The 24,903-nt window shown below is 42.9% G+C and carries 28 protein-coding genes and 3 pseudogenes; 23 read left to right on the top strand and 8 right to left on the bottom strand.

Annotated features, from left to right (window positions below; genetic code table 11):
* Window positions 1–158 (bottom strand): helix-turn-helix domain-containing protein (locus HT729_RS07280; protein ID WP_172931850.1); only part of this gene is annotated, 158 nt, incomplete at its 3' end.
* A 179-nt stretch (window positions 159–337) separates the two neighbouring features.
* Here HT729_RS07280 and HT729_RS07275 point away from each other — a divergent pair.
* From HT729_RS07275 to yidD, 10 genes are all read left to right on the top strand, one after another.
* Window positions 338–586, top strand: coding sequence for a YneF family protein (locus HT729_RS07275; RefSeq protein WP_061646801.1), 249 nt, complete (start codon window positions 338–340; stop codon window positions 584–586).
* Between the two features lie 202 nt (window positions 587–788).
* Window positions 789–1,583 (top strand): glutamate racemase, encoded by a 795-nt coding sequence (racE, locus tag HT729_RS07270; protein ID WP_000370374.1) that lies wholly within the window; start codon window positions 789–791, stop codon window positions 1,581–1,583.
* A complete protein-coding gene (locus HT729_RS07265) occupies window positions 1,580–2,551 on the top strand; it encodes a nucleoside-triphosphate diphosphatase (protein ID WP_172931848.1) in 972 nt (323 codons plus the stop codon). Before racE ends, HT729_RS07265 begins: the two co-directional genes overlap by 4 nt.
* Window positions 2,527–3,048, top strand: coding sequence for a metallophosphoesterase (locus HT729_RS07260; RefSeq protein ID WP_172926161.1), 522 nt, complete (start codon window positions 2,527–2,529; stop codon window positions 3,046–3,048). The genes HT729_RS07265 and HT729_RS07260 overlap by 25 nt, the downstream gene beginning before the upstream one ends.
* The gene (gene cbpB / locus HT729_RS07255; protein WP_172926160.1) at window positions 3,045–3,506 is read left to right on the top strand and encodes a cyclic-di-AMP-binding protein CbpB; all 462 of its coding nucleotides are present in this window, start codon (window positions 3,045–3,047) and stop codon (window positions 3,504–3,506) included. Before HT729_RS07260 ends, cbpB begins: the two co-directional genes overlap by 4 nt.
* Window positions 3,503–4,237: a site-specific tyrosine recombinase XerD gene (xerD, locus tag HT729_RS07250; RefSeq protein ID WP_319637064.1), complete on the top strand. Its 735-nt coding sequence runs from the start codon at window positions 3,503–3,505 to the stop codon at window positions 4,235–4,237. Before cbpB ends, xerD begins: the two co-directional genes overlap by 4 nt.
* Window positions 4,237–4,965 (top strand): segregation/condensation protein A, encoded by a 729-nt coding sequence (locus tag HT729_RS07245; protein ID WP_049510484.1) that lies wholly within the window; start codon window positions 4,237–4,239, stop codon window positions 4,963–4,965. Before xerD ends, HT729_RS07245 begins: the two co-directional genes overlap by 1 nt.
* Before the next feature lie 18 nt (window positions 4,966–4,983).
* Window positions 4,984–5,553, top strand: a complete 570-nt coding sequence (gene scpB / locus HT729_RS07240) for an SMC-Scp complex subunit ScpB (protein ID WP_172926158.1) — start codon at window positions 4,984–4,986, stop codon at window positions 5,551–5,553.
* A complete protein-coding gene (locus HT729_RS07235; RefSeq protein ID WP_049477823.1) occupies window positions 5,540–6,262 on the top strand; it encodes a pseudouridine synthase in 723 nt (240 codons plus the stop codon). The genes scpB and HT729_RS07235 overlap by 14 nt, the downstream gene beginning before the upstream one ends.
* Window positions 6,262–6,504: a membrane protein insertion efficiency factor YidD gene (gene yidD / locus HT729_RS07230; protein WP_172926157.1), complete on the top strand. Its 243-nt coding sequence runs from the start codon at window positions 6,262–6,264 to the stop codon at window positions 6,502–6,504. The genes HT729_RS07235 and yidD overlap by 1 nt, the downstream gene beginning before the upstream one ends.
* 224 nt (window positions 6,505–6,728) lie before the next feature.
* On the opposite strand, the gene HT729_RS07225 is transcribed toward yidD, so the two are convergent.
* From HT729_RS07225 to HT729_RS07210, 4 genes are all read right to left on the bottom strand, one after another.
* A complete protein-coding gene (locus HT729_RS07225; protein WP_138706153.1) occupies window positions 6,729–7,700 on the bottom strand; it encodes a siderophore ABC transporter substrate-binding protein in 972 nt (323 codons plus the stop codon).
* Between the two features lie 95 nt (window positions 7,701–7,795).
* On the bottom strand, window positions 7,796–8,548 hold the full coding sequence (locus HT729_RS07220; protein WP_172926156.1) for an ATP-binding cassette domain-containing protein: 753 nt from the start codon (window positions 8,546–8,548) through the stop codon (window positions 7,796–7,798).
* Complete coding sequence (locus HT729_RS07215; protein ID WP_050272672.1) at window positions 8,545–9,501, bottom strand: iron chelate uptake ABC transporter family permease subunit; 957 nt, start codon at window positions 9,499–9,501, stop codon at window positions 8,545–8,547. Before HT729_RS07215 ends, HT729_RS07220 begins: the two co-directional genes overlap by 4 nt.
* A complete protein-coding gene (locus tag HT729_RS07210) occupies window positions 9,491–10,450 on the bottom strand; it encodes an ABC transporter permease (RefSeq protein WP_172926155.1) in 960 nt (319 codons plus the stop codon). The genes HT729_RS07215 and HT729_RS07210 overlap by 11 nt, the downstream gene beginning before the upstream one ends.
* 237 nt (window positions 10,451–10,687) lie before the next feature.
* Here HT729_RS07210 and pepA point away from each other — a divergent pair, with 237 nt between their 5' ends.
* Complete coding sequence (pepA, locus tag HT729_RS07205; RefSeq protein WP_000209170.1) at window positions 10,688–11,752, top strand: glutamyl aminopeptidase; 1,065 nt, start codon at window positions 10,688–10,690, stop codon at window positions 11,750–11,752.
* Window positions 11,753–11,773: 21 nt separating this feature from the next.
* Window positions 11,774–12,070, top strand: coding sequence for a bacteriocin immunity protein (locus tag HT729_RS07200; protein ID WP_119948259.1), 297 nt, complete (start codon window positions 11,774–11,776; stop codon window positions 12,068–12,070).
* A 654-nt stretch (window positions 12,071–12,724) separates the two neighbouring features.
* Here HT729_RS07200 and HT729_RS12430 read toward each other — a convergent pair.
* Window positions 12,725–12,856: a hypothetical protein gene (locus HT729_RS12430; protein WP_257390041.1), complete on the bottom strand. Its 132-nt coding sequence runs from the start codon at window positions 12,854–12,856 to the stop codon at window positions 12,725–12,727.
* Window positions 12,857–13,235: 379 nt separating this feature from the next.
* Between HT729_RS12430 and HT729_RS07195 the strand changes: the two genes are divergently transcribed.
* The 5 genes and pseudogenes from HT729_RS07195 (at window position 13,236) to pnuC (ending at window position 17,311) form a co-directional block, all read left to right on the top strand.
* Window positions 13,236–13,679 carry a MarR family transcriptional regulator gene (locus tag HT729_RS07195; RefSeq protein ID WP_000655206.1) on the top strand — a complete coding sequence of 148 codons (444 nt, stop codon included), beginning with the start codon at window positions 13,236–13,238 and terminating at the stop codon, window positions 13,677–13,679.
* A gap of 37 nt (window positions 13,680–13,716) precedes the next feature.
* Window positions 13,717–13,905: pseudogene (locus HT729_RS07190) on the top strand (polyketide cyclase); the annotation flags it as partial.
* 14 nt (window positions 13,906–13,919) lie between these two features.
* Window positions 13,920–14,648, top strand: a complete 729-nt coding sequence (locus HT729_RS07185; RefSeq protein ID WP_172926154.1) for an ABC transporter ATP-binding protein — start codon at window positions 13,920–13,922, stop codon at window positions 14,646–14,648.
* Entirely contained in the window at window positions 14,641–16,161 is a 1,521-nt protein-coding gene (locus HT729_RS07180) for an ABC transporter permease/substrate-binding protein (protein WP_172931847.1), read from the top strand. Before HT729_RS07185 ends, HT729_RS07180 begins: the two co-directional genes overlap by 8 nt.
* A gap of 343 nt (window positions 16,162–16,504) precedes the next feature.
* Window positions 16,505–17,311 carry a nicotinamide riboside transporter PnuC gene (gene pnuC, locus HT729_RS07175; RefSeq protein WP_172931849.1) on the top strand — a complete coding sequence of 269 codons (807 nt, stop codon included), beginning with the start codon at window positions 16,505–16,507 and terminating at the stop codon, window positions 17,309–17,311.
* 165 nt (window positions 17,312–17,476) lie between these two features.
* On the opposite strand, the gene sczA is transcribed toward pnuC, so the two are convergent.
* Window positions 17,477–18,013, bottom strand: a complete 537-nt coding sequence (gene sczA, locus HT729_RS07170) for a TetR/AcrR family transcriptional regulator SczA (RefSeq protein ID WP_000181696.1) — start codon at window positions 18,011–18,013, stop codon at window positions 17,477–17,479.
* Window positions 18,014–18,145: 132 nt separating this feature from the next.
* On the opposite strand from sczA, the gene czcD reads away from it, so the two are divergent.
* From czcD to HT729_RS07155, 3 genes are all read left to right on the top strand, one after another.
* A complete protein-coding gene (gene czcD, locus HT729_RS07165; RefSeq protein ID WP_000645103.1) occupies window positions 18,146–19,036 on the top strand; it encodes a cation diffusion facilitator family transporter CzcD in 891 nt (296 codons plus the stop codon).
* A gap of 243 nt (window positions 19,037–19,279) precedes the next feature.
* The gene (gene nmlR / locus HT729_RS07160) at window positions 19,280–19,633 is read left to right on the top strand and encodes a stress response transcriptional regulator NmlR (protein ID WP_001022629.1); all 354 of its coding nucleotides are present in this window, start codon (window positions 19,280–19,282) and stop codon (window positions 19,631–19,633) included.
* Entirely contained in the window at window positions 19,634–20,671 is a 1,038-nt protein-coding gene (locus tag HT729_RS07155) for a zinc-binding dehydrogenase (RefSeq protein ID WP_000833735.1), read from the top strand.
* Window positions 20,672–20,716: 45 nt separating this feature from the next.
* On the opposite strand, the gene galR is transcribed toward HT729_RS07155, so the two are convergent.
* Complete coding sequence (gene galR, locus HT729_RS07150) at window positions 20,717–21,724, bottom strand: DNA-binding transcriptional regulator GalR (RefSeq protein WP_172926151.1); 1,008 nt, start codon at window positions 21,722–21,724, stop codon at window positions 20,717–20,719.
* 164 nt (window positions 21,725–21,888) lie between these two features.
* On the opposite strand from galR, the pseudogene HT729_RS07145 reads away from it, so the two are divergent.
* The 3 genes and pseudogenes from HT729_RS07145 to HT729_RS07135 all read left to right on the top strand — a co-directional run.
* Window positions 21,889–23,056: pseudogene (locus HT729_RS07145) on the top strand (galactokinase).
* A gap of 18 nt (window positions 23,057–23,074) precedes the next feature.
* Complete coding sequence (locus HT729_RS07140) at window positions 23,075–24,556, top strand: UDP-glucose--hexose-1-phosphate uridylyltransferase (RefSeq protein WP_172926150.1); 1,482 nt, start codon at window positions 23,075–23,077, stop codon at window positions 24,554–24,556.
* 69 nt (window positions 24,557–24,625) lie between these two features.
* Window positions 24,626–24,886 (top strand): annotated as a pseudogene (locus HT729_RS07135) (PaaI family thioesterase); the annotation flags it as partial.
* Window positions 24,887–24,903: the final 17 nt, after the last annotated feature.

Below are 24,903 nucleotides of genomic sequence, written 5' to 3'. Positions count from 1 at the left end.
TTTCCGTGTCTGAAGGCTTCTTTTCCTTTCTGTTGATAGGCTAGTAGCAGACGATTGCTTTGTCTTTCAGAAAGATTCAGTTCGACACAGGCTCGATTCTTTGTTTTCTTTCCTTGGTCTATAGCTTTTATCACAAGATATTTTTTCGTTTCATTCATATTCAGTTGGATACTTTTCATACGACTATTTTATCAAATGGGACATTTTCACGTTCGATTTACTAAAGACATTCTCACATTCGAATTACATTCCATCCCTGAAAGCGTAAAACAAACTAGTCAGGGTGGCTAGTTTGTGGTATAATGAAAGAGACTCAAAAAGAAACAGGAGAAATATGATGGATTTACTTTTAGCAATTGTATTGATTGTGCTAGTTTTTCTAGGAGGAGCTCTGGGAGGAATGTACTTGGTTCGTAAGCAAATTGAAAAGGAATTTGCTGACAACCCACGTTTGAATGCTGAAGCAGTTCGTACTCTTTTGAGTGCAAATGGTCAAAAACCAAGCGAAGCCAAGGTACAACAAGTGTACCACCAAATCATCCGCCAACAAAAAGCAGCCCTTGCTAACAATAAAAAGAAAAAATAAATAAGGAAAAGTCTGGGATGAAAGTTCCAGACTTCTCACTATGTTGGTTATGGTTTAGGGATGAGACTTTTTCCTTGCATTCTATTGATATTTGATTATGATTAAGAGAGATAGTTGTTGATTAGGCTGTCATTATTCAGTTCATAAGGAACGGTAATCATAATGAACTATCAATCAGAAAAAAGACTAGAAAGAAGACTGTATGGATAATCGCCCAATTGGTTTTTTGGATTCGGGTGTCGGGGGCTTGACCGTTGTGCGCGAGCTCATGCGCCAGCTTCCCCATGAAGAAATCGTCTATATTGGAGATTCGGCACGGGCTCCCTATGGTCCCCGTCCTGCTGAGCAAATTCGTGAATATACTTGGCAGTTGGTCAACTTTCTTTTGACCAAGGATGTCAAAATGATTGTCATTGCTTGTAATACTGCGACTGCGGTCGTCTGGGAAGAAATCAAGGCTCAACTAGATATTCCTGTCCTAGGTGTTATTTTGCCAGGAGCTTCGGCAGCTATCAAGTCCAGTCAAGGTGGGAAAATAGGTGTGATTGGAACGCCCATGACGGTACAATCAGATATCTATCGTCAGAAAATTCATGATCTGGCTCCAGACTTACAGGTGGAGAGTTTGGCCTGTCCCAAGTTTGCCCCCTTGGTCGAGTCTGGCGCCCTGTCAACCAGTGTTACCAAGAAAGTGGTCTATGAAACCCTGCGTCCCTTGGTTGGAAAGGTGGATAGCCTGATTTTGGGTTGTACCCATTATCCATTGCTCAGACCTATTATTCAAAATGTCATGGGACCAAAGGTTCAGCTCATCGATAGTGGAGCAGAGTGCGTACGGGACATCTCAGTCTTACTTAATTATTTTGAAATCAATCGTGGTCGCGATGCTGGACCACTTAATCACCGTTTTTACACAACAGCCAGCAGCCAAAGTTTTGCACAAATTGGTGAAGAATGGCTGGAAAAAGAGATTCATGTGGAGCATGTAGAATTATGACAAATAAAATTTATGAATATAAGGATGAACATGACTGGTATGTCGGGTCCTATGGTATTTTTGGTGGCGTCCGGACGTTGACGGATGATGACTTGGATTTTCCTCTATTGGAGTTTGCCCAAAGATTTCGAGATGAGGATCGAGGTTTTCCTGTTTCTGTTACTGTTTTACGCTATGGTTCTCTCTACCGTTTATTGTCTTTTGTGGTAGATATCCTCAACCAAGAAATGGGACGAAATGTGGAAGTCATTCAACGTCAGGGGGGGGGTCTCTTAGTTGAAAATGGGCAACTCCTGCATGTAGAATTGCCTAAAGAAGGTGTTGATGTAGAAGCATTCTTTGAGACAAACAAGGTCAGAGAAACCTTATTGATTGCGACTCGTAACGAGGGCAAGACCAAGGAATTCCGAGCTATCTTTGACAAGCTAGGCTACGATGTGGAAAATCTTAATGATTATCCAGACCTGCCTGAAGTAGCAGAAACAGGTATGACCTTTGAAGAAAATGCCCGCCTCAAGGCAGAAACCATTTCCCAATTAACGGGCAAGATGGTTCTGGCAGATGACTCAGGTCTCAAAGTCGATGTCCTTGGTGGCTTGCCAGGTGTCTGGTCAGCTCGTTTCGCAGGAGTGGGAGCTACTGACCGTGAAAACAATGCTAAACTCTTGCACGAATTGGCCATGGTCTTTGAACTCAAGGACCGCTCGGCTCAATTCCATACAACCCTAGTCGTAGCCAGTCTCAACAAGGAAAGTTTGGTTGTTGAAGCAGACTGGCCAGGCTACATTAACTTTGAACCTAAGGGTGAAAATGGCTTCGGCTATGACCCTCTCTTCCTTGTAGGAGAGACAGGCAAGTCCTCAGCTGAATTAACCCTTGAAGAAAAAAATAGTCAATCTCACCGTGCCTTAGCCGTTAAGAAACTTTTGGAGGTATTTCCATCATGGCAAAGCAAACCATCATTGTAATGAGCGATTCTCATGGCGATAGCTTGATTGTGGAAGAAATCCGTGATCGCTATGTAGGCAAAGTTGATGCCGTTTTTCATAACGGCGATTCTGAATTGCGTCCCGATTCTCCACTTTGGGAGGGCATCCGCGTTGTTAAAGGGAATATGGACTTCTATGCAGGTTACCCAGAACGTTTGGTGACTGAGCTTGGTTCGACCAAGATTATCCAAACCCATGGTCACTTGTTTGACATCAATTTCAACTTTCAAAAGTTGGACTACTGGGCTCAGGAGGAAGAGGCCGCTATCTGCCTCTATGGTCACTTGCATGTGCCAAGTGCTTGGATGGAAGGCAAGACCCTCTTTCTAAATCCAGGTTCCATCAGTCAACCACGTGGAACCATCAGAGAATGTCTCTATGCTCGTGTGGAGATTGATGATAGTTACTTCAAAGTGGACTTTTTGACACGAAACCATGAGGTGTATCCAGGCTTGTCCAAGGAGTTTAGCCGATGATTGCCAAGGAGTTTGAGACTTTCTTGTTGGGGCAGGAGGAAACTTTTTTGACTCCTGCTGAAAATCTAGCCGTGTTGATTGATACCCACAATGCGGATCATGCGACCCTCTTGCTCAGTCAGATGACCTATACCCGTGTTCCTGTTGTGACAGATGAAAAACAGTTTGTTGGGACGATTGGGCTCAGAGATATTATGGCTTATCAGATGGAGCATGACTTGAGCCAAGAAATCATGGCAGATACGGATATCGTTCATATGACGAAAAGGGACGTAGCGGTTGTTTCGCCTGATTTTACCATTACGGAGGTCTTGCACAAGCTGGTAGATGAGTCCTTCTTGCCGGTTGTGGATGCGTCAGGGATTTTCCAAGGGATTATCACGCGCAAGTCTATCCTCAAGGCAGTCAATGCCCTCTTGCATGACTTTAGTAAGGAATATGAGATTCAATGCAAATGAGAGACAGGATTTCAGCCTTTTTAGAGGAAAAGCAGGGCTTATCTGCCAATTCTAAGCAGTCCTATAAGTATGATTTGGAGCAATTTTTAGATGTAGTGGGCGAGCGGATTTCTGAGACCAGTCTCAAGATTTACCAAGCCCAGCTAGCCAATCTGAAAATCAGCGCCCAGAAGCGAAAGATTTCGGCCTGTAACCAATTTCTCTATTTTCTCTATCAAAAAGGAGGAGTGGACAGCTTTTATCGTTTGGAATTAGCCAAACAAGCTGAAAAGAAGACCTCAAAACCAGAACTGTTAAACCTAGACTCTTTTTGGCAAGAAAGTGACTATTCAGAGGGCCGTTTACTGGCTCTTCTTATCTTGGAAATGGGGCTCTTGCCGAGTGAGATTTTAGCCATCAAGGTTGCGGACATCAATCTGGATTTTCAGGTGTTGCGAATCAAGAAGGCTTCCCAACAGAGGATTGTCACCATTCCTACGACCTTGCTTTCAGAATTGGAACCCTTGATGGGCCAGACCTATCTTTTTGAAAGGGGAGGGAAAGCCTATTCTCGTCAGTGGGCCTTCCGTCAACTAGAAGCTTTTGTCAAGGAGAAAGGTTTCACAACCTTATCAGCCCAAGCCTTGCGGGAACAGTTCATTCTAAGACAAATAGAAAACAAGGTCGATTTGTACGAAATTGCAAAAAAACTAGGATTAAAAACAGTCCTGACCTTAGAAAAATATAGATAATGGATATTAAATTAAAAGATTTTGAAGGGCCTCTGGACTTGCTCTTGCACCTGGTTTCTAAGTACCAGATGGATATCTACGATGTGCCTATCACAGAAGTCATCGAACAGTATCTAGCCTATGTCTCAACCCTGCAAGCCATGCGTCTGGAAGTGACGGGCGAGTACATGGTCATGGCCAGTCAGCTCATGCTGATCAAGAGCCGCAAGCTCTTGCCAAAGGTAGCGGAAGTGACAGATTTGGAGGATGACCTGGAGCAGGATCTTCTCTCCCAAATCGAAGAATACCGCAAGTTCAAGCTCTTGGGGGAGCACTTAGAAGCCAAGCACCAAGAAAGGGCCCAGCACTATTCCAAAGCACCCACAGAGCTGATTTACGAAGATGCGGAGCTTGTTCATGACAAGACGACCATTGACCTCTTTTTGGCTTTTTCAAATATCCTAGCCAAGAAAAAAGAGGAGTTTGCACAGAATCACACGACTATCTTGCGGGATGAGTATAAGATTGAGGACATGATGGTCATCGTAAAAGAGTCCTTGACTGGACGAGATCAATTGCGCTTGCAGGATTTGTTTAAGGAAGCCCAGAATCTCCAAGAGGTCATCACCCTCTTTTTGGCAACCCTAGAGTTAATCAAAACCCAGGAGCTGATTCTTGTGCAAGAGGAAAGTTTCGGAGATATTTATCTCATGGAAAAGAAGGAAGAAAGTCAAGTGGCCCAAAGCTAGACTTGATAGAGAGGAAAGATGAGTACTTTAGCAAAAATAGAAGCGCTCTTGTTTGTAGCGGGTGAAGATGGGATTAGAGTCCGCCAGTTAGCTGAGCTCCTCTCTCTGCCACCGACAGGCATCCAACAGAGTTTAGAAAAATTAGCCCAGAAGTATAAAAAGGACCCAGATTCCAGCTTGGCTCTGATTGAGACAGGGGGCGCTTATAGATTGGTGACCAAGCCTCAATTTGCAGAGATTTTGAAGGAATACTCTAAGGCACCTATCAACCAGAGTTTATCTCGGGCTGCCCTTGAGACCTTGTCCATCATTGCCTACAAACAGCCCATCACACGGATAGAGATTGATGCCATCCGTGGGGTCAACTCGAGTGGGGCCTTGGCAAAGTTGCAGGCCTTTGACTTGATACGAGAAGACGGGAAAAAAGAAGTGTTGGGTCGTCCCAACCTCTATGTGACTACGGATTATTTCCTAGATTACATGGGGATAAACCATTTAGAAGAATTACCAGTGATTGATGAGCTTGAGATTCAAGCCCAAGAAAGCCAATTATTTGGTGAAAGGATAGAAGAAGATGAGAATCAATAAGTATATTGCCCACGCAGGTGTGGCCAGTAGGAGAAAAGCAGAAGAGCTGATCAAGCAAGGTTTGGTGACGGTTAACGGCCAAGTGGTGCGTGAACTAGCAACCACTATCAAGTCAGGCGACAAGGTCGAAGTTGAAGGTCAACCTATCTACAACGAAGAAAAGGTCTATTATCTGCTTAACAAACCACGTGGTGTGATTTCCAGTGTGACAGATGACAAGGGTCGTAAGACTGTTGTCGACCTTCTGTCCAATGTAAAAGAGCGCATTTACCCAGTTGGACGTTTGGACTGGGATACATCAGGGGTCTTGATTTTGACCAATGATGGGGATTTTACGGATGAGATGATTCACCCTCGTAATGAGATTGACAAGGTTTATGTCGCGCGTGTTAAAGGTGTGGCCAATAAGGATAATCTCCGCCCCTTGACCCGTGGACTTGAGATTGATGGTAAGAAAACCAAACCGGCTGTCTATGAGATTCTCAAAGTGGACCCAGTCAAAAACCGCTCTGTGGTGCAGTTGACTATCCATGAAGGGCGTAACCACCAGGTTAAAAAGATGTTTGAAGCTGTCGGTCTCCAAGTAGATAAGTTGTCACGGACCCGTTTTGGACACCTAGACTTGACAGGACTTCGTCCAGGAGAATCCCGTCGTCTTAATAAAAAAGAAATCAGCCAACTACACACCATGGCTGTAACCAAGAAATAATGAAACGAATTTTAATAGCGCCTGTGCGCTTTTACCAACGGTTTATCTCACCAGCCTTTCCACCCTCTTGTCGCTTTGAGCCGACTTGTTCCAACTACATGATTGAGGCTATTGAAAAACATGGCTTCAAGGGTGTTTTGATGGGCTTGGCTCGGATTTTACGTTGCCATCCCTGGTCGAAAACAGGTAAGGACTCCGTCCCAGACCACTTTTCCCTCAAACGGAATCAAGAAGGGGAATGAGGTGGGGTAAATAGATTTCAAAATGATAAAAACGCATCCTATCAGGTTTGAGTGAACTTGATAGGATGCGTTTTAGAATGTCAAAATTTTATACTCTTCGAAAATCTCTTCAAACCGCGTCAGCTTCTATCTGCAACCTCAAAACAGTGTTTTGAGCAACCTGCGGCTAGTTTCCTAGTTTGCTCTTTGATTTTCATTGAGTATTAAATTGAGTTTGAAGTGGCTTATTTCAAAGCTTTTTGTGTGTCTTCAATCATGAGTTTTGTTGATTCAAGACCGCCTCCACTTAGATACCAGAGGTCTGGTGTTAGTTGGATAATCTTACCATTTTTAGCGGCAGGTGTTTCAGCGATAAGGGCATTTTCTAGGACACCGTCGTTGCTAGAGTTATCCCCACCGATGGCAAGGGTACGGTTGATGACAAAGAGAATGTCAGGGTTGATTTCTTTGACACTTTCAAAGCTGACTTCTTGTCCGTGGCGAGAATCTTCAAATTGAGTATCAGTTGGCTTGAATTTCAAGGTTTGATACAAGAAAGAAAAACGAGATTGAGCACCAAAGGCTGCCATTTTTCCTTCATTAAGGAGGATGGCAAGGGCTTTTTTGTCAGAGCTTTCATTTTTAGTAGCGACTTCTTGAATGCTCTTGTCTAGCTTGACTAATTCTTCCTTGGATTTCTGTGCACCAGTTTCGCCGAAGGCGCTTGCTAAGGATTCGATATTAACCTTGGTAGAAGTCCAGTAGTCGTCCTTGCTTGCTTGGAAGAGAACTGTTGGGGCGATTTCTTTGAATTTGTCTACGAATTTTTGTGTACGTAGGGAAGCAATAATCAAATCAGGCTCAAGGGCGGCGATAGCTTCTAAATCAGGTTCTCTCATAGAACCAACATTTTTAACTTTTCCAGCTAGGTCTTTGAGATAGGTTGGTACTGTTTTTGTAGGCATTCCAACGATATTTTTTTCAAATCCTAGAGCACGAATAGTATCCGCAGCGCCGAGGTCAAAGGTCACAATCTTTTCAGGAACTTTGGAAAGTTTGACTTCGTCTAGTGAACTTTTAATGGTTATCTCTGTTGGAGCAGAGTTGCTTGTTTCCGACTGACTAGTGCTTGAGTTTGTATTTGTACTGCATGCACCAAGTAGAAGCAAGAAGCTGGCCACTAGGGCAGTGAAATAAAGTTTAAGGGATGTTTTCATGATTTCTCCTTTTTAAAATGTGATAACGATTTAGGGAGTCTCTTGGTCTTATTGACTAAGAGACCGAAGGTTCTCTAACTTGAGCTTCTATGTTACTAGCTATAGATACAGATCTTTTTGCCATTGATATCAGCTAGCGTGATAGGAATCTCATAGAGTTGACTGAGCAGGTCAGCCTGCATGATTTGATTGGTTCTTCCCTTGCTAAAGACCTGGCCGTCCTTGAAGGCGACAATCTCATCTGCATACTGACTGGCCATGTTGATATCGTGGAGGACGATGATAATGGTCTTGCCGAGTTCCTCCACCAGTCGCCGAAGAATCTGCATCATGCTGACGCTTTGCTTGATATCGAGATTGTTGAGTGGTTCGTCCAGCAAGATAAAGTCCGTATCCTGGGCCAGTACCATAGCGATAAAGACACGTTGGAGCTGGCCGCCAGACAGACTATTGATGTAGCGGTCTTTTAAGTTTATCAGTTCCAGATAGTTCAGAGTTTCTCGAATTTTTTCCCAGTCTTCTTCTCTCAGGCGTCCTCGGCTGTAGGGAAAACGTCCAAAGCTGACCAGTTCTTCAACGGTTAATTTTGCCTGGTAATTGATCTTCTGCTTTAGGATGGTCAGTTCTTGGGCTAGTTCTTGCGAATTCCAACTCTCGATTTCACGTCCTTTGATACTGAGAACTCCCTGATCTTTCTTGGTTAGTCTGCTCATGATGGAGAGGAGAGTCGATTTTCCAGCACCATTTGGACCAATAAAGGCTGTCAGTTTTTGAGGACTGACTTCAAGCGAAATGCCTTGCAAAATATCCTGTTTTTGAATGGATTTGTCAATGTTTTCCAGTTTCACTGACGAGACCTCCTATATAGTAAGATAAAGAATAAGAAGCCACCCACACTCTCAATGATCATACTGATACGAATTTCCAGTGCAAAGACTCGTTCAATCAAGGATTGCCCCAAGGTTAAGCTAATAAATCCAACCAGAATGGCCACTATAAAGAGTAACTTGTGCTGATAGTCTTTGACAATCAGGTAGGTGAGGTTGGCCAGCATAAAGCCGAAGAAGGCCATAGGTCCTACCAAGGCAGTGGCCGTTGAGGTCAAAAGCACGATTCCCCAGAGGAGCTCTTTCTGTTCTTTTTCAACATCGAGTCCCAATATCTGAGCCGTTTCTCTTTGCAGGTGCAAGACATCTAGAACGACTGCTTTTCGAAAGAAAAAGATTGTCAAAGCGAGGATGATCAGAGAACCGATGGCTAGGATGGAAGTGTTGAGATGTTGAAAGGAGGCAAAAAGACTATTTTGCAGTTTATCGTATTCGTTTGGATCCATTAGGACTTGAAGGAAGGTGCTGATATTTCGAAAGAGACTTCTGAGCGCTAGACAGATCAGAAGGATGAAGACCAGGTCTTGCTTCATCAGTGTCTTCAAGTAACCTTGTAAGGCGAGAAAGAAGAGGGACTGGACAAGAAGTAAGACTAGGAATTCTAAGATAGGGGATTTGCCAAGTTGAAGAAACTTGCTTTCAAAAACCAGTAGTAGGGTTTGTAGTAGGACGTAGAAGGATTCAATTCCCAAAATACTAGGCGTCAGGAAGCGATTTTCCGTCAGGGTTTGAAAACTAATGGTCGAAATCCCAGTCGCGATGGCTACCAAGAGATAAACGATGATCTTTTGGGAACGCAACTTCCAAGCAAAGGCTGACAAGTGAGTGATGGGCCAAAAGTAGAGAAGACAAGCTCCGATGGCAAGAATAATGAGAATCCAGAAGAGCTTGGTATGTTTGCTTTTAGTCTGCATCTTTTCGTCCCCCTCTCCAGAGAAGTAGGATAAAGACGAGGCTACCAATGATTCCTAGCAAGAGACTGACAGACAACTCATAGGGCCTGATCAGAACTCGGGATAGGATATCGCAAGCCAGAACTAGATTGGCACCAACCAGTGCGACCATGAGTTTGGTTTGACTTAGATTATCTCCATAGCGCTTGCGAACAAGATTGGGAACGATAACTCCGAGAAATGGTAAGGCACCCACGGTAATCATGGTGACGCTTGTCGTTAGCGCCACCAGAAAGAGGGCCAGTTTTTCAAGTAGGGAGTAGGAAATCCCCAAACTCTCGCTGGTTTCTTTCCCTAGATTCATGATGGTGAAGGTTTGGGATAATTTCCAAACGGTTATCAGGATGATGAGGCCTAAGAAGAGCCACTCATACTGATGGGTCTGAATCATGGAGAAGGAGCCCTGGGTCCAGGCAGTCATACTCTGAACCAGATTGAAACGATAGGCGATAACTTCTGTGACTGAGCCGATAATCCCGCTATAGATGATCCCAATCAGAGGCAACACCCACCTTTCCTTTACAGTAAAAATGGTCATAAAGGCTAGGAAGAAGAGGGTGAATACGATGGATGAAACAAAAGCGAAGAGCATCTTTTGGGTCAGACTAGCCGATGGAAAGACAAAAAGGCTCAGCACCATTCCCAGTTTGGCGGCTTCAGTCGTTCCAACTGTACTCGGTGCAGCAAACTGATTTTGGGTAATAGTCTGCATGAGAAGGCCTGCCATACTCATACTAGAGGCAGTCAGGAGAATACTGATAGTTCTTGGGAGACGGGACTCTTGAAAGAGGAGCCAGGTCTGCTGGTCGAAATCAAATAGCTTTCCCCATGAAAAATCACTGGTCCCAATGCTAATAGAGAGAAAGACTAGGAGTAGAAGTAAGCCAATTAAATAATGAGAAAGTTTCATACCCCGTCCTTTCATGTAGATTTGGTATCGAAAGATGCCTGCGGATATAAATGTAACATTATTTTTCTAATCTGTCAATAAAATTTCTGACAATTTAATGTAAAAAAGAAAGAAAAATTCCTGAAAGAATATCTGTCTCTCTTTTTTATAGGAAAACTGAGTAAGAAACTATCCACCTTCCCACTATCCTTCTCCTCTAAAAAGTGGTAAAATGGATGAAAGAAAGAAGGAACTGAAATGACAACATTATTTTCAAAAATTAAAGAAGTAACAGAACTTGCTGCGATCTCAGGTCATGAAGCGCCTGTCCGTGCTTATCTTCGTGAAAAATTGACACCGCACGTGGATGAAGTGGTGACAGATGGCTTGGGTGGTATTTTCGGAATTAAACATTCAGAAGCTGCAGATGCACCGCGTGTCTTGGTCGCTTCTCACATGGATGAAGTTGGTTTTATGGTCAGCGAAATCAAGCCAGATGGTACCTTCCGTGTGGTAGAAATCGGTGGTTGGAATCCTATGGTGGTTAGCAGCCAACGTTTCAAACTCTTGACTCGTGACGGTCGTGAAATTCCTGTGATTTCGGGTTCTGTCCCTCCACATTTGACTCGTGGAAAGGGTGGACCAACCATGCCTGCTATTGCAGATATCGTCTTTGATGGCGGTTTTGCGGATAAGGCTGAGGCAGAAAGCTTTGGCATCCGTCCTGGCGACACCATCGTGCCAGATAGTTCTGCAATCTTGACAGCCAATGAAAAAAATATCATTTCAAAAGCTTGGGACAACCGCTACGGTGTTCTTATGGTTAGCGAGTTGGCGGAAGCTCTGTCAGGTCAAAAACTCGGAAATGAACTCTATCTGGGTTCTAACGTCCAAGAAGAAGTTGGTCTCCGCGGTGCTCATACATCTACAACCAAGTTTGACCCAGAAGTCTTCCTTGCAGTTGACTGTTCACCAGCAGGTGATGTCTACGGTGGTCAAGGCAAGATTGGAGATGGAACCTTGATTCGTTTCTACGATCCAGGTCACTTGCTTCTCCCAGGAATGAAAGATTTCCTTTTGACAACGGCTGAAGAAGCTGGAATCAAGTACCAATACTACTGTGGTAAAGGCGGAACAGACGCTGGCGCAGCTCATCTGAAAAATGGCGGTGTTCCATCTACAACAATCGGTGTTTGCGCTCGTTATATCCATTCTCACCAAACCCTCTATGCAATGGATGACTTCCTAGAAGCCCAAGCTTTCTTGCAAGCCTTGGTGAAGAAATTGGATCGTTCAACGGTTGATTTGATTAAAAATTATTAAACCATAAGGGAGGTGGTAGGGATGGTAGAACCAAACCTAGAAAGCCTTATAAAAGATCTTTACAATTATGCTCGACATGATTTGAGTGAGGATTTAGTTGCTGCTCTCCTAGAGACTGCTAAAAAACTGCCTACTACAAATGAGCAATTGCTGGCAGTTCGTCTCTCAGGTTTGGTCAATCATGAATTGCTCCTAAATCCCAAACATCCGGCACCTGAGTTGCTCAATTTGGCTCGTTTTATCAAGAGAGAAGAAACCAAGTACAGAGGAACCGCAGTTTCTGCGCTTATGTATGGGGAGATTTTTAAAATGCTTTGATTCCATTGTGGATCAAAGTATTTTTTGGTACGACGGGCATGTCGTGCATCTGAGGTGTAAGTCCTCGGTGGGCACCTGCTACCGGTGAACCCAATAGCGATTCCCAAGCCTGACTATCGTGAGGTAGCGGATTAAAACGGTCTGGAGATAGACCGTTTTAAGTCTGACACTGGAAATAAGAATCGTTAGAGGAAGGGATAGCGAAATCGTGGCTCTACGAACAGGAAGGTGATAGTAAGGCGTATATAGCGGATAAGGGGGCCAGAAACTCTAAAGTCCAAAAAGGTAGTCGTAACCTATATGCGTAAATCACGAGAGTAATTGAATTCGGACTAAGGTTTGTGTGAAAAAGATAAATCTTTCTAGAGTCTAAAGACTCTGCGTCAGATTTCCTATTTTCACTCTAACCTTTTAACGTCCTCATATCTTGTATAAACGAGGAAAGATGTAGGACTTATCCCGTGAGATCTCATGAGCGCTGAAAGCGTAGTAACAAGGAATCATGAGAAGTCAGCCGAGACCATAGTAGTGATGAAACTTCTGTAATGGAAGTGGAACGAAGTGAGGAATCGTCAAACGGTAGGGGATAGGCTGTTTGAAGTGTGCTATGAGAAAGATAGGGTAAGGTGAAATTAATACTCTTCGAAAATCTCTTCAAACCACGTCAGCTTCATCCGTAACCTCAAAGCAGTGCTTTGAGCTGACTTCGTCAGTTCTATCTACAACCTCAAAACACTGTTTTGAGCAGCCTGCGGCTAGCTTCCTAGTTTGCTCTTTGATTTTCATTGAGTATAAATACGAACAAATTGATTGGGAAATTCAAATTGCTTTCTATCAATGTTTTAGAAGATACAGTGCCCTAGTCCAACTTCAATATACTATAGAAGAACAGATGGAAGCAATTATGATTTACTTCTATCTTTAAAATAAATGGTCTGATAGGAAAAACGTGTCTCCTAATAAAATATAGGATAGTACGGATGGAAGGCTTTTGTAGACTGGAGGACGAAGGAGTTTAGAAACTCTCGTTAAAAGTTAGTTGAACCGGAGTATGGTGATGTAAATCATTATCAAAAATTATTTCTAAATCGAAATAGTTGACAGTTGAAAGGACAAGTGTTACAATTATTCTATTCATTTCGATATCGAAATAATTGGAGGTGTTATGAAAGATAGTCATTTGCTAGCCCATCATATTCGTTTGTTGAATGGGCGGATTTTTCAGAAGTTACTGAGCCAAGATCCTGAGGCTCTTTATAGGGGTGAACAGGGTAAGATTTTAGCGGTTTTATGGAATAGTAAAACTGGCTGCGCAACTGCGACAGATATCGCGCTTGCGACTGGGCTTGCGAATAATACGCTGACGACTATGATAAAAAAGCTAGAGGAACAAAAGCTTGTAATTGTTAGTCCGTGTGGAAAAGACAAGCGTAAGAAGTATTTAGTTTTAACGGAGTTAGGCAAGTCCCAGAAAGAAGTGGGACATCGTGTCAGTCAGAAATTGGATACGATCTTTTACAAAGGATTTTCAGAGGAAGAAATTCGGCAATTTGAAGCCTTTCAAGAAAGAATTTTGGCGAATCTGAAAGAGAAGGCAAAAGAGGATTAAAATAGATCAAATTAGCTGTTTATAAGTAAAGGCCGCTTTCGACTTTGTTTTCCAACTCTTAGGACAAGGAAACTATGTGGTTAGTTATGGTCAGACTCAGATTGATGGCCTTGCTTATGCCCAGTACAATATCTTCCGTTTAGAAAATGGAAAAATTGTAGAGCATTGGGACAATAAGGAAGTCATGCCTAAGGTAGAAGACATGACCAATCGAGGAAAGTTTTAAAATGAGGACAAAGAATGATTGAATACAAAAATGTAGCACTGCGCTACACAGAAAAGGATGTCTTGAGAGATGTCAACTTACAGATTGAGGATGGGGAATTTATGGTTTTAGTTGGGCCATCTGGCTCAGGTAAGACGACCATGATTAAGATGATTAACCGTCTCTTGGAACCGACTGATGGAAATATTTATATGGATGGCAAGCGCATCAAAGACTATGATGAGCGTGAACTTCGTCTGTCTACTGGTTATGTTTTACAGGCCATTGCCCTATTTCCAAATCTAACGGTTGCGGAAAATATTGCCCTGATTCCTGAGATGAAGGGCTGGACTAAGGAAGAAATTGCTCAGAAAACAGAAGAGCTTTTGGGCAAGGTTGGTTTACCAGTAGCTGAGTATGGGCATCGTTTGCCTAGTGAACTATCTGGTGGAGAACAGCAACGGGTTGGTATTGTCCGTGCTATGATTGGTCAGCCTAAGATTCTCCTCATGGATGAGCCTTTTTCGGCTCTTGATGCTATTTCGAGAAAACAGTTGCAAGTTCTGACAAAAGAATTGCATAAAGAGTTTGGGATGACAACGATTTTTGTAACCCATGATACGGATGAAGCTTTGAAATTGGCGGACCGTATTGCTGTTTTGCAGGATGGAGAAATTCGCCAGGTGGCGAATCCCGAGACCATTTTAAAAGCGCCTGCCACAGAATTTGTAGCAGACTTGTTTGGAGGTGGTGTTCATGACTAATTTAATTGCAACTTTTCAGGATCGTTTTAGTGATTGGGTGACAGCCCTATCTCAACATTTGCAGTTGTCACTGTTGACCCTGTTACTAGCTATTTTTATCGCGATTCCCTTGGCTGTTTCTCTTCGCTATCATGAGAAGTTGGCCAACTGGGTCTTGCAGATTGCAGGGATTTTTCAGACTATCCCGTCATTGGCCTTGTTGGGGCTCTTTATTCCCTTGATGGGAATTGGAACCTTGCCGGCTTTGACAGCACTAGTAATTTATGCGATCTTTCCGATTTTACAAAATACCATCACTGGACTCAAGGGAATTGATCCGAGTCTGCAAGAGGCTGGGATTGCCTTTGGGATGACTAGATGGGAGCGACTCAAGAAGTTTGAAATTCCACTGGCTATGCCGGTTATCATGTCTGGGATTCGGACGGCAGCAGTGTTGATTATCGGTACGGCAACCTTGGCTGCCTTGATTGGTGCTGGGGGACTAGGTTCCTTTATCCTTTTGGGAATTGACCGTAATAATGCCAGTCTGATTTTGATTGGGGCCCTTTCTTCAGCAGTGCTTGCCATTGCCTTTAACTTCCTACTAAAAGTGATGGAAAAAGCAAAATTGCGGACGATTTTTTCTGGTTTTGCCTTGGTGACCATATTGCTTGGTTTGTCTTATAGCCCAGCCCTCTTAGCTCAAAAAGAGAAAGAGAACTTGGTCATTGCTGGGAAATTGGGTCCAGAACCAGAAATTTTGGCCAATATGTATAAGCTCCTCATTGAAGAAAATACCAGTATGACTGCGACTGTTAAACCAAATTTTGGGAAAACAAGCTTTCTCTATGAAGCTCTGAAAAAAGGCGATATTGACATCTATCCTGAATTTACAGGAACGGTGACTGAAAGTTTACTTCAGCCATCACCGAAAGTGAGTCATGAGCCAGAGCAGGTTTATGATGTAGCGCGTGATGGTATTGCCAAACAGGATCATCTAGCCTATCTCAAACCCATGTCTTATCAAAATACCTATGCTGTAGCTGTTCCGAAAAAGATTGCTCAAGAATATGGCTTGAAGACCATTTCGGACTTGAAAAAAGTGGAAGGGCAGCTGAAGGCAGGTTTTACTCTCGAGTTTAATGACCGTGAAGACGGAAATAAGGGCTTGCAGTCAATGTATGGTCTCAATCTTAATGTGGCGACCATGGAGCCAGCCCTTCGCTATCAGGCAATTCAGTCAGGTGATATTCAAATCACGGATGCCTATTCAACCGATGCAGAGTTGGCACGTTATGATTTACAGGTATTGGACGATGACAAACAACTCTTCCCACCTTATCAAGGGGCTCCACTGATGAAAGAAGCTCTTCTCAAGAAATACCCAGAGTTGGAAAGAGTTCTTAATACATTGGCTGGTAAGATTACAGAAAGCCAGATGAGCCAGCTCAACTACCAAGTCGGTGTTGAAGGCAAGTCAGCAAAGCAAGTAGCCAAGGAGTTTCTCCAAGAACAAGGTTTGTTGAAGAAATGATGGGACAGAGACTTTAAACATACTGAACTCAACTTCCTTAAACGACTAGATAAAAGAATGCTCAGACAATTTCGTCTGGGCTTTTTGATGTGAGAATGACTGAATGTCACTTAAAATGGAAAGAAAGAGAAAATTTTCATGATTTTCTAAAATTTTACTGTAAAGACAGTTGACTATTCATAAAATAGGTGTATAATATTTTGTGAACTACTTAACAAATAAGAGGTTTCAGCTCATGTCGACTAAGGTTAGAAATCTTGTGTATAGGCAGTTCATTATCTAATAGAGCGTTGCGTCCGAAAGTCTATCCAGACACGGCTCTTTAAAAACAAAAGGAGAAATGATGCATACTTATTTGCAAAAGAAAATTGAAAATATCAAAACAACCCTAGGTGAAATGTCAGGTGGTTACCGTCGTATGGTTGCGGCTATGGCTGATTTAGGATTTTCAGGAACTATGAAGGCTATCTGGGATGACCTCTTTGCCCATCGTAGTTTTGCCCAGTGGATTTATTTGCTGGTTTTAGGAAGTTTTCCTCTCTGGCTGGAGTTGGTTTACGAACATCGTATTGTTGACTGGATTGGGATGATTTGTAGCTTGACAGGGATTATCTGTGTAATCTTTGTATCGGAAGGTCGAGCAAGTAATTATCTTTTTGGCTTGATTAACTCTGTTATTTACCTTATTTTGGCCCTACAGAAAGGCTTTTATGGTGAGGTGCTGACGACACTTTACTTCACAGTCATGCAGCCAATTGGACTTCTAGTTTGGATTTATCAGGCACAGTTTAAGAAGGAAAAGCAGGAGTTTGTCGCGCGTAAACTGGACGGCAAGGGCTGGACAAAGTATCTTTCCATTAGTGTGCTTTGGTGGTTGGCCTTTGGCTTCATTTATCAGTCTATTGGTGCCAATCGTCCCTATCGTGATTCAATCACAGATGCAACCAATGGGGTAGGGCAAATCCTCATGACATCTGTTTACCGTGAACAGTGGATATTCTGGGCGGCTACCAATGTTTTTTCAATCTATCTCTGGTGGGGAGAAAGCCTGCAAATTCAAGGGAAATATCTAATTTATCTCATTAACAGTCTAGTTGGTTGGTATCAATGGAGCAAGGCAGCTAAGCAGAATACTGATTTACTTAACTAGGAAAAGATGTTTGAAAGTGCTGTTTTGAGATTTCGATTAAAACAGATATAGTTGATAATCAAGGATTTATAGTATGAAAAAGAGGATCGGCGGGTCCTCTTTTGTTGTTGAAAAGATAAAAAACTCAGTAACCTAGAAATAAGACAACTGAGCTTTACTCTATATTCAATTTTTAGGAATGAGAAGGTCTAGATAAAATTGGACAACTTCCTGGTCTGTGAAATCTTGACCTTTTTTGAGCCACCAGGTCAATGTCTCGATAAAGTTGGACATGACCAAGTGTTGGAGGTAAGAAGTAGGCAGATTAGGGTGGGCTTCTTTTAAATTATCAGCTAGCACGGAATAGACGTGGTGCTCAAGCTCTCTCTGGAGTTGACGGAGGAAGTAGTCATTTTTGGAAAATAGCAGACTGGTGATATGGTCTTGGTTTTTATGAAAATGGAGAAAGAGGTGGGCTAGGTAATCTTCGGTTGAAATGGCTTGCTCTCTTTCAAAAAGATGATGGAAGAGGTAGCGGCAGAGCTGGTCCAGAAGAAGCTCCTTACTCTCATAGTGACAGTAAAAGGTGGATCGTCCCACATCTGCGAGATCAATGATATCCTGAACAGTAGTGGCCTCGTAGCCCTTAGCATTCAAAAGTTGTATAAAAGCTTGATAGATGGCTTTTTTGGTTTTGCTGATACGGCGGTCAATGTTAGTCATATGGACACTTAAGGCAAATTGTTCAGAACTGAATAAAGCTGACGTTTTGCTTCTATCCTTTCTTTGGGTTTTAGTGGATAATGATAATGAACAAGGTGTTCATAAATCTATTATAACAAAGGAATGAGAAATATGAAGGCAAAATATGCTGTTTGGGTGGCTTTTTTCTTAAATTTGACTTATGCCATTGTTGAGTTTATTGCAGGTGGAGTATTTGGTTCTAGCGCTGTTCTTGCTGACTCTGTGCATGACTTGGGAGATGCGATTGCAATTGGAATATCAGCTTTTCTAGAACTAATCTCCAATCGTGAAGAAGACAATCAGTACACCTTGGGCTATAAGCGGTTTAGCCTGCTAGGAGCCTTGGTAACAGCTGTGATTCTCGTAACGGGCTCTGTTCTAGTCATTTTGGAAAATGTCACGAAGATTTTGCATCCGCAACCAGTCAATGATGAGGGGATTCTCTGGTTAGGAATTATTGCGATTACTATCAATCTGTTAGCGAGTCTGGTGGTTGGTAAGGGAAAGACAAAGAATGAGTCTATTCTGAGTCTGCATTTTCTGGAAGATACGCTAGGGTGGGTAGCTGTTATCCTGATGGCGATTGTTCTTCGATTTACGGACTGGTATATCCTAGATCCTCTTTTGTCCCTTGTCATTTCTTTCTTTATTCTTTCAAAAGCCCTTCCACGTTTTTGGTCTACACTCAAGATTTTCTTGGATGCTGTGCCAGAAGGTCTTGATATCAAGCAAGTAAAGAGTGGCCTGGAGCGATTGGACAATGTGGTCAGCCTTAATCAGCTTAATCTCTGGACTATGGATGCTTTGGAAAAAAATGCCATTGTCCATGTTTGTCTAAAAGAAATGGAACATATGGAAACTTGTAAAGAGTCTATTCGAATTTTCCTAAAAGATTGTGGTTTTCAAAATATTACCATTGAAATTGATGCTGACCTAGAAACTCACCAAACCCATAAGCGAAAGGTGTGTGACTTGGAACGGAGTTATGAGCATCAACATTAGAAAAAAGTGAAAAATACTTGGGTACTATCTTATTTGGAATAGAGTAATTTCTTTATTATTTAAATATTTCAAAAATTGGTAAGAGAAGAGCATTGTATAAACTCCAGATATATGATTGTTAATGATAAAAATTTTTCGATTAGATACAAAATGCTTGACTTGGAGTCAACTCAAAGTTATATAATAAGATAAGTGAGTTAGAATAGCGTGAATTCAGTGAATGAAATGAGAGGAGGTTAGCGTGTGAATATTAAATCTGCCAGTGATTTGTTGGGAATTTCAGCGGATACGATTCGGTATTATGAACGGGTTGGTCTTGTGCCACCGATTACTCGTACTGCTACTGGGATTCGTGATTTTCAAGATCAGGATATCGAAGCGCTGGAATTTATTAAGTGTTTTCGTTCGGCGGGTGTCTCTGTAGATAGTTTAGTTGACTATATGTCGCTCTACCAAAAGGGAGATGAAACGAGAGAGGAGAGGCTTGGTATTTTAGAAGAGGAAAAGCAAAAATTAGAGGAGCGCTTGTCTCAGCTACAGACAGCTTTAAATCGTTTAAATCTCAAAATTAAACTTTATAAGGAAGGAAAATTTTAAATGAAATCAGCAGTATATACAAAGGCAGGTCAGGTTGGACTTGCTAGCATTGAACGTCCGCAAATAATAGAAGCGGATGATGTGATTATTCGTGTGGTTCGTGCGTGCGTTTGTGGTTCAGATTTATGGAGGTACCGTAATCCAGAAACGAAAGCTGGACATAAAAATAGTGGACACGAAGCGATTGGGATTGTTGAAGAAGCTGGGGAAGCCATTACGACGGTGAAACCAGGTGATTTTGTGATTGTCCCTTTTACACATGGATGTGGTGAGTGTGATGCCTGTCTTGCTGGATTTGACGGTTCTTGCGACAATCATATTGGTAATAATTTGGGGGGTGATTTTCAGGCAGAATATATTCGCTTCCACTATGCAAACTGGGCGCTGGTTAAAATCCCTGGTCAACCTTCTGACTATACAGAAGGGATGCTCAAGTCCCTTTTGACTCTTGCAGATGTCATGCCGACAGGCTATCATGCGGCGCGTGTTGCAAATGTTCAAAAAGGGGACAAGGTTGTTGTTATCGGTGATGGGGCTGTTGGTCAATGTGCTGTCATCGCGGCTAAGATGCGTGGAGCATCACAAATTATCCTTATGAGCCGTCATGAAGACCGTCAAAAGATGGCTATGGAGTCAGGTGCGACAGCTGTTGTTGCAGAACGTGGTCAAGAAGGAATTACCAAGGTGCGTGAAATCCTCGGTGGAGGAGCAGACGCAGCACTTGAATGTGTTGGTACGGAGGCTGCTATAGAACAGGCGCTAGGTGTTCTTCATAATGGAGGGCGTATGGGCTTTGTAGGAGTCCCACACTATAATAATCGTGCTCTTGGTTCGACATTTATGCAAAATATCTCTGTAGCAGGTGGGGCAGCTTCTGCTACAACATACGATAAGCAATTTTTACTAAAAGCCGTCCTTGATGGTGATATCAATCCAGGTCGCGTCTTTACTTCAAGTTATAAACTGGAAGATATCGACCAAGCCTACAAAGATATGGATGAACGTAAGACAATTAAGTCTATGATTGTAATCGAATAAAAAACGAATAGGAGTTTTAGAACTCTATTCGTTTTTTATGTTATCCTATTCTTGATTTAGGGTACTTTCTCTTAATGTCAGTTTGGTTCCCAACATGGTCAGGCTAGGTATTTTCCGACCGTGGAGTACTTCTTTGTTAAGAATATCCATACCTGCTCGCCCCATTTCTTCAGTATAAACTGTGATGCTGGAGAGGGGAGGATAAACCTGCTTGGTCAGGCTGGTGTCGTTAAAGGAAATGAGGCTGACACGGTCTGGTAGGCTGATTCCAGCTTCTTGGAGCGCACGAAGGGCACCGATGGCTAAACTATCGCTGGCTGCGAAAAATGCTGGTGGGAGTTGGTCTCCCAAGCTCTGAATGGCTTCCTTCATCAAGTCATAGCCAGACTGGGCAGTAAAGTTTCCTTGAAAGACCAGTTCATCATGATAGATTCCTTTTGCTTGACTGTAGTTTCTGAAATTTTCCAGCCGCTTATCCTTAATGATTTCTTCTTGGTCAGTTGTTTCTTCAAGGCCTGTTAGAATCCCGATACGGTCCATTCCTTGGCTGAGGAAATAATCGACAACCTGTTTCATGGCAGTGTAAAAGTCCGTAATAATACAAGTATGCCCCAGAGAAAGTGTATCACTGTCTAGAAAGACCAGGGGTTTTTGGTATTCTTCAAAGGCAGAAATCTGAGCTCGGCTAAATTTTCCAATGCAGAGAATCCCAATCACTTCCTCGCTTAAGGTAAAAGGATGGTCATTAAAATAGCGCAAGATATCATAGTCCAACTCTTGGGCTCTTTTTTCTATTCCTAGGCGAATCTGGTAGTAGTAGAGGTCGTCCAGCTCCCCTTGTTCGCTGACCCATTGGATAATGGCAATCTTTTGCTTGGGTTTGTGGGACTCGCCTGTCTTGAGGTGCTTGGTGTAGCCCAGCTCTTCAGCAACGGTTAAAATACGGTGTCTGGTTTCTTCTGTAACAGATAGGATCTGGTCGCGGTTGAGGACACGGGATACGGTCGCGATAGAGACAGAGGCTAGCTGTGCAATGTCTTTTAAGGTAGCCATAAATCCTCCTTGATTAGGTTAGTATATCATATTTTTCTGCTTTTTACTGATATTTTAGTAAAATTTTAGTAAAAAGGATTGACCTTGGGAAATTCCTTGGATACAATAGAAAGAAAACGATTACACGTTAAGATGGCTTAACGGACAGTCAAAGGAGAATTCATATGGCACAAGATCTTACTGCAGAAGCTCTTCGTAAAGACTTTCTTGCTGTTTTTGGTCAAGAAGCAGACCAAACCTTCTTTTCACCAGGCCGTATTAATTTGATTGGTGAACACACAGACTACAACGGTGGGCACGTTTTTCCTGCTGCTATTTCCTTGGGAACTTACGGTGCAGCTCGTAAGCGTGACGACCAAGTCTTGCGTTTCTACTCAGCTAACTTTGAGGACAAGGGCATTATCGAAGTGCCTCTCGCTGACCTCAAGTTTGAAAAAGAGCACAACTGGACCAATTATCCAAAAGGTGTCCTTCATTTCTTGCAAGAAGCTGGGCACGTGATTGACAAAGGTTTTGATTTTTATGTTTATGGGAATATCCCAAATGGTGCTGGCTTGTCTTCTTCAGCATCCTTGGAGCTCTTGACAGGAGTCGTGGCAGAGCATCTCTTTGATTTAAAATTAGAGCGTCTCGATTTGGTTAAAATCGGAAAACAAACAGAAAACAACTTTATCGGAGTCAACTCTGGTATCATGGACCAGTTTGCTATTGGTATGGGGGCCGATCAACGTGCTATTTACCTTGATACCAACACCTTAGAGTATGATTTGGTGCCACTTGATTTGAAGGACAATGTCGTTGTTATCATGAACACTAACAAACGCCGTGAATTGGCGGATTCTAAATATAATGAACGCCGTGCTGAGTGTGAAAAAGCAGTGGAAGAATTGCAAGTTGCCTTAGATATTCAGACCTTGGGTGAATTGGACGAGTGGGCCTTTGATCAATACAGCTATCTGATTAAAGATGAAAATCGTTTGAAACGTGCTCGCCATGCTGTGCTTGAAAACCAACGTACCCTTAAAGCTCAAGCAGCCCTTCAAGCAGGAGATTTGGAAACATTTGGTCGTTTGATGAATGCTTCTCACGTTTCTCTTGAGCATGATTATGAAGTAACTGGTTTGGAATTGGATACTCTTGTTCACACAGCTTGGGCACAAGAAGGAGTTCTCGGTGCTCGCATGACAGGGGCAGGTTTTGGCGGCTGTGCCATTGCCTTGGTGCAAAAAGATGCTGTTGAGGCCTGTTGGCAAACACTACGAGGAAGTAGTTGGCTACGCTCCAAGCTTCTATATCGCCGAAGTTGCAGGTGGCACTCGCGTCCTTGACTAGTCAAAAGGAGGCTCTATAGTGACCTTAGTAGATAAATTTGTAACACATGTCATTTCTGAAAGTTCATTTGAGGAAATGGATCGAATCTACCTGATCAATCGTGTCTTGGCACGAGTGGGAGACGGTGTTTTGGAAGTTGAGACCAATCTGGATAAATTGATTGACCTCAAGGACCAGCTGGTTGAGGAAGCCGTTCGATTAGAGACGATTGAGGATAGTCAGACTGCGCGTGAGATCCTTGGTGCTGAACTGATGGACTTGGTGACCCCTTGTCCGAGTCAGGTCAATCGTGACTTCTGGACAATCTATGGCCAATCTCCTGAGCAAGCGATAGCGGATTTCTACCAACTCAGTCAGAAGAATGACTACATCAAACTCAAGGCTATTGCTAAAAATATCGCTTATCGTGTTCCATCTGATTACGGAGAGCTTGAAATTACCATCAATCTCTCTAAGCCTGAAAAGGATCCCAAAGAGATTGCGGCAGTCAAGTTGGTGCAAGCTAGTAATTATCCTCAGTGTCAACTTTGTTTAGAGAATGAGGGCTACCATGGTCGAGTTAACCACCCAGCTCGCAGCAACCACCGTATTATCCGTTTTGAAATGGCTGGTCAGGAGTGGGGCTTCCAGTATTCGCCCTATGCTTACTTTAATGAGCATTGTATTTTCTTAGATGACCAGCATCGTCCCATGGCCATTAGTCGTCAGAGCTTTGAACGTCTGCTTGCTATCGTAGAGCAGTTTCCAGGATATTTTGCAGGCTCTAATGCCGACTTGCCGATTGTGGGTGGCTCTATTCTGACTCATGACCATTATCAGGGAGGCCGTCACGTTTTCCCTATGGAATTGGCTCCCTTGCAAAAGGTCTTCCGATTTGCTGGTTTTGAGCAGGTCAAGGCTGGGATTGTCAAATGGCCAATGTCAGTGTTGCGTTTGACTTCGGATTTCAAAGAAGATTTGATCAACTTGGCTGACAAGATTTTGCAGGAATGGCGCCAGTATTCAGATCCTGCAGTGCAGATTTTGGCAGAAACAGACGGAACACCACACCATACCATTACACCAATTGCTCGTAAACGCAATGGACAATTTGAGTTGGACTTGGTCTTGAGGGACAATCAGACTTCTGCAGAACATCCTGATGGCATCTATCATCCTCACAAGGATGTCCAACATATCAAGAAGGAAAATATCGGCTTGATTGAGGTCATGGGCTTGGCAATCTTGCCACCACGTCTGAAAGAAGAAGTGGAGCAAGTCGCTAGCTATCTTGTAGGAGAAGCTGTTACAGTTGCCGATTATCATCAGGAGTGGGCAGACCAACTCAAATCCCAACATCCAGACCTAACAGATAAAGAAAAAGCCTTTGAAATCGTCAAGGACTCTGTTGGTGCTATCTTTGCGCGTGTACTTGAGGATGCAGGTGTCTACAAGCAAACAGAACAGGGACAGGCAGCCTTTATGCGCTTTGTAGAACAGGTCGAAATTTTGCCAGACTAGGAGACTTCTCCTTGCACAGTACTATAAAAAGTAGTATCATAGTGTCGTTTGAACTATCAGGAGGAAATGATGAAAGATTTTCACTTTGATGCTATATCAGCTTTTGAAAATTATGAAATTAAAGAGATGAAAGATGGTCACGTTGTGGTGACCACAAAAGTAGTGGACTCGTCGCTCAACTACTATGGCTATGCCCATGGTGGCTATCTCTTTACCCTTTGCGACCAGATTAGTGGTTTGGTGCTCATTTCGCTAGGACTAGACGTAGTGACGCTTCAGTCCTCTATCAACTATCTCAAGGCAGGAAAACTAGACGATGTGCTGACTATTATAGTTGCTTAGTTTCA

Origin of the sequence: Streptococcus sp. 79 (genome assembly GCF_013277425.1) — a bacterium.
Lineage (GTDB): Bacteria > Bacillota > Bacilli > Lactobacillales > Streptococcaceae > Streptococcus > Streptococcus pseudopneumoniae.
The sequence above is the reverse complement of the archived record's forward strand: the minus strand, read 5'-3'. Positions and strand labels throughout refer to the sequence as shown.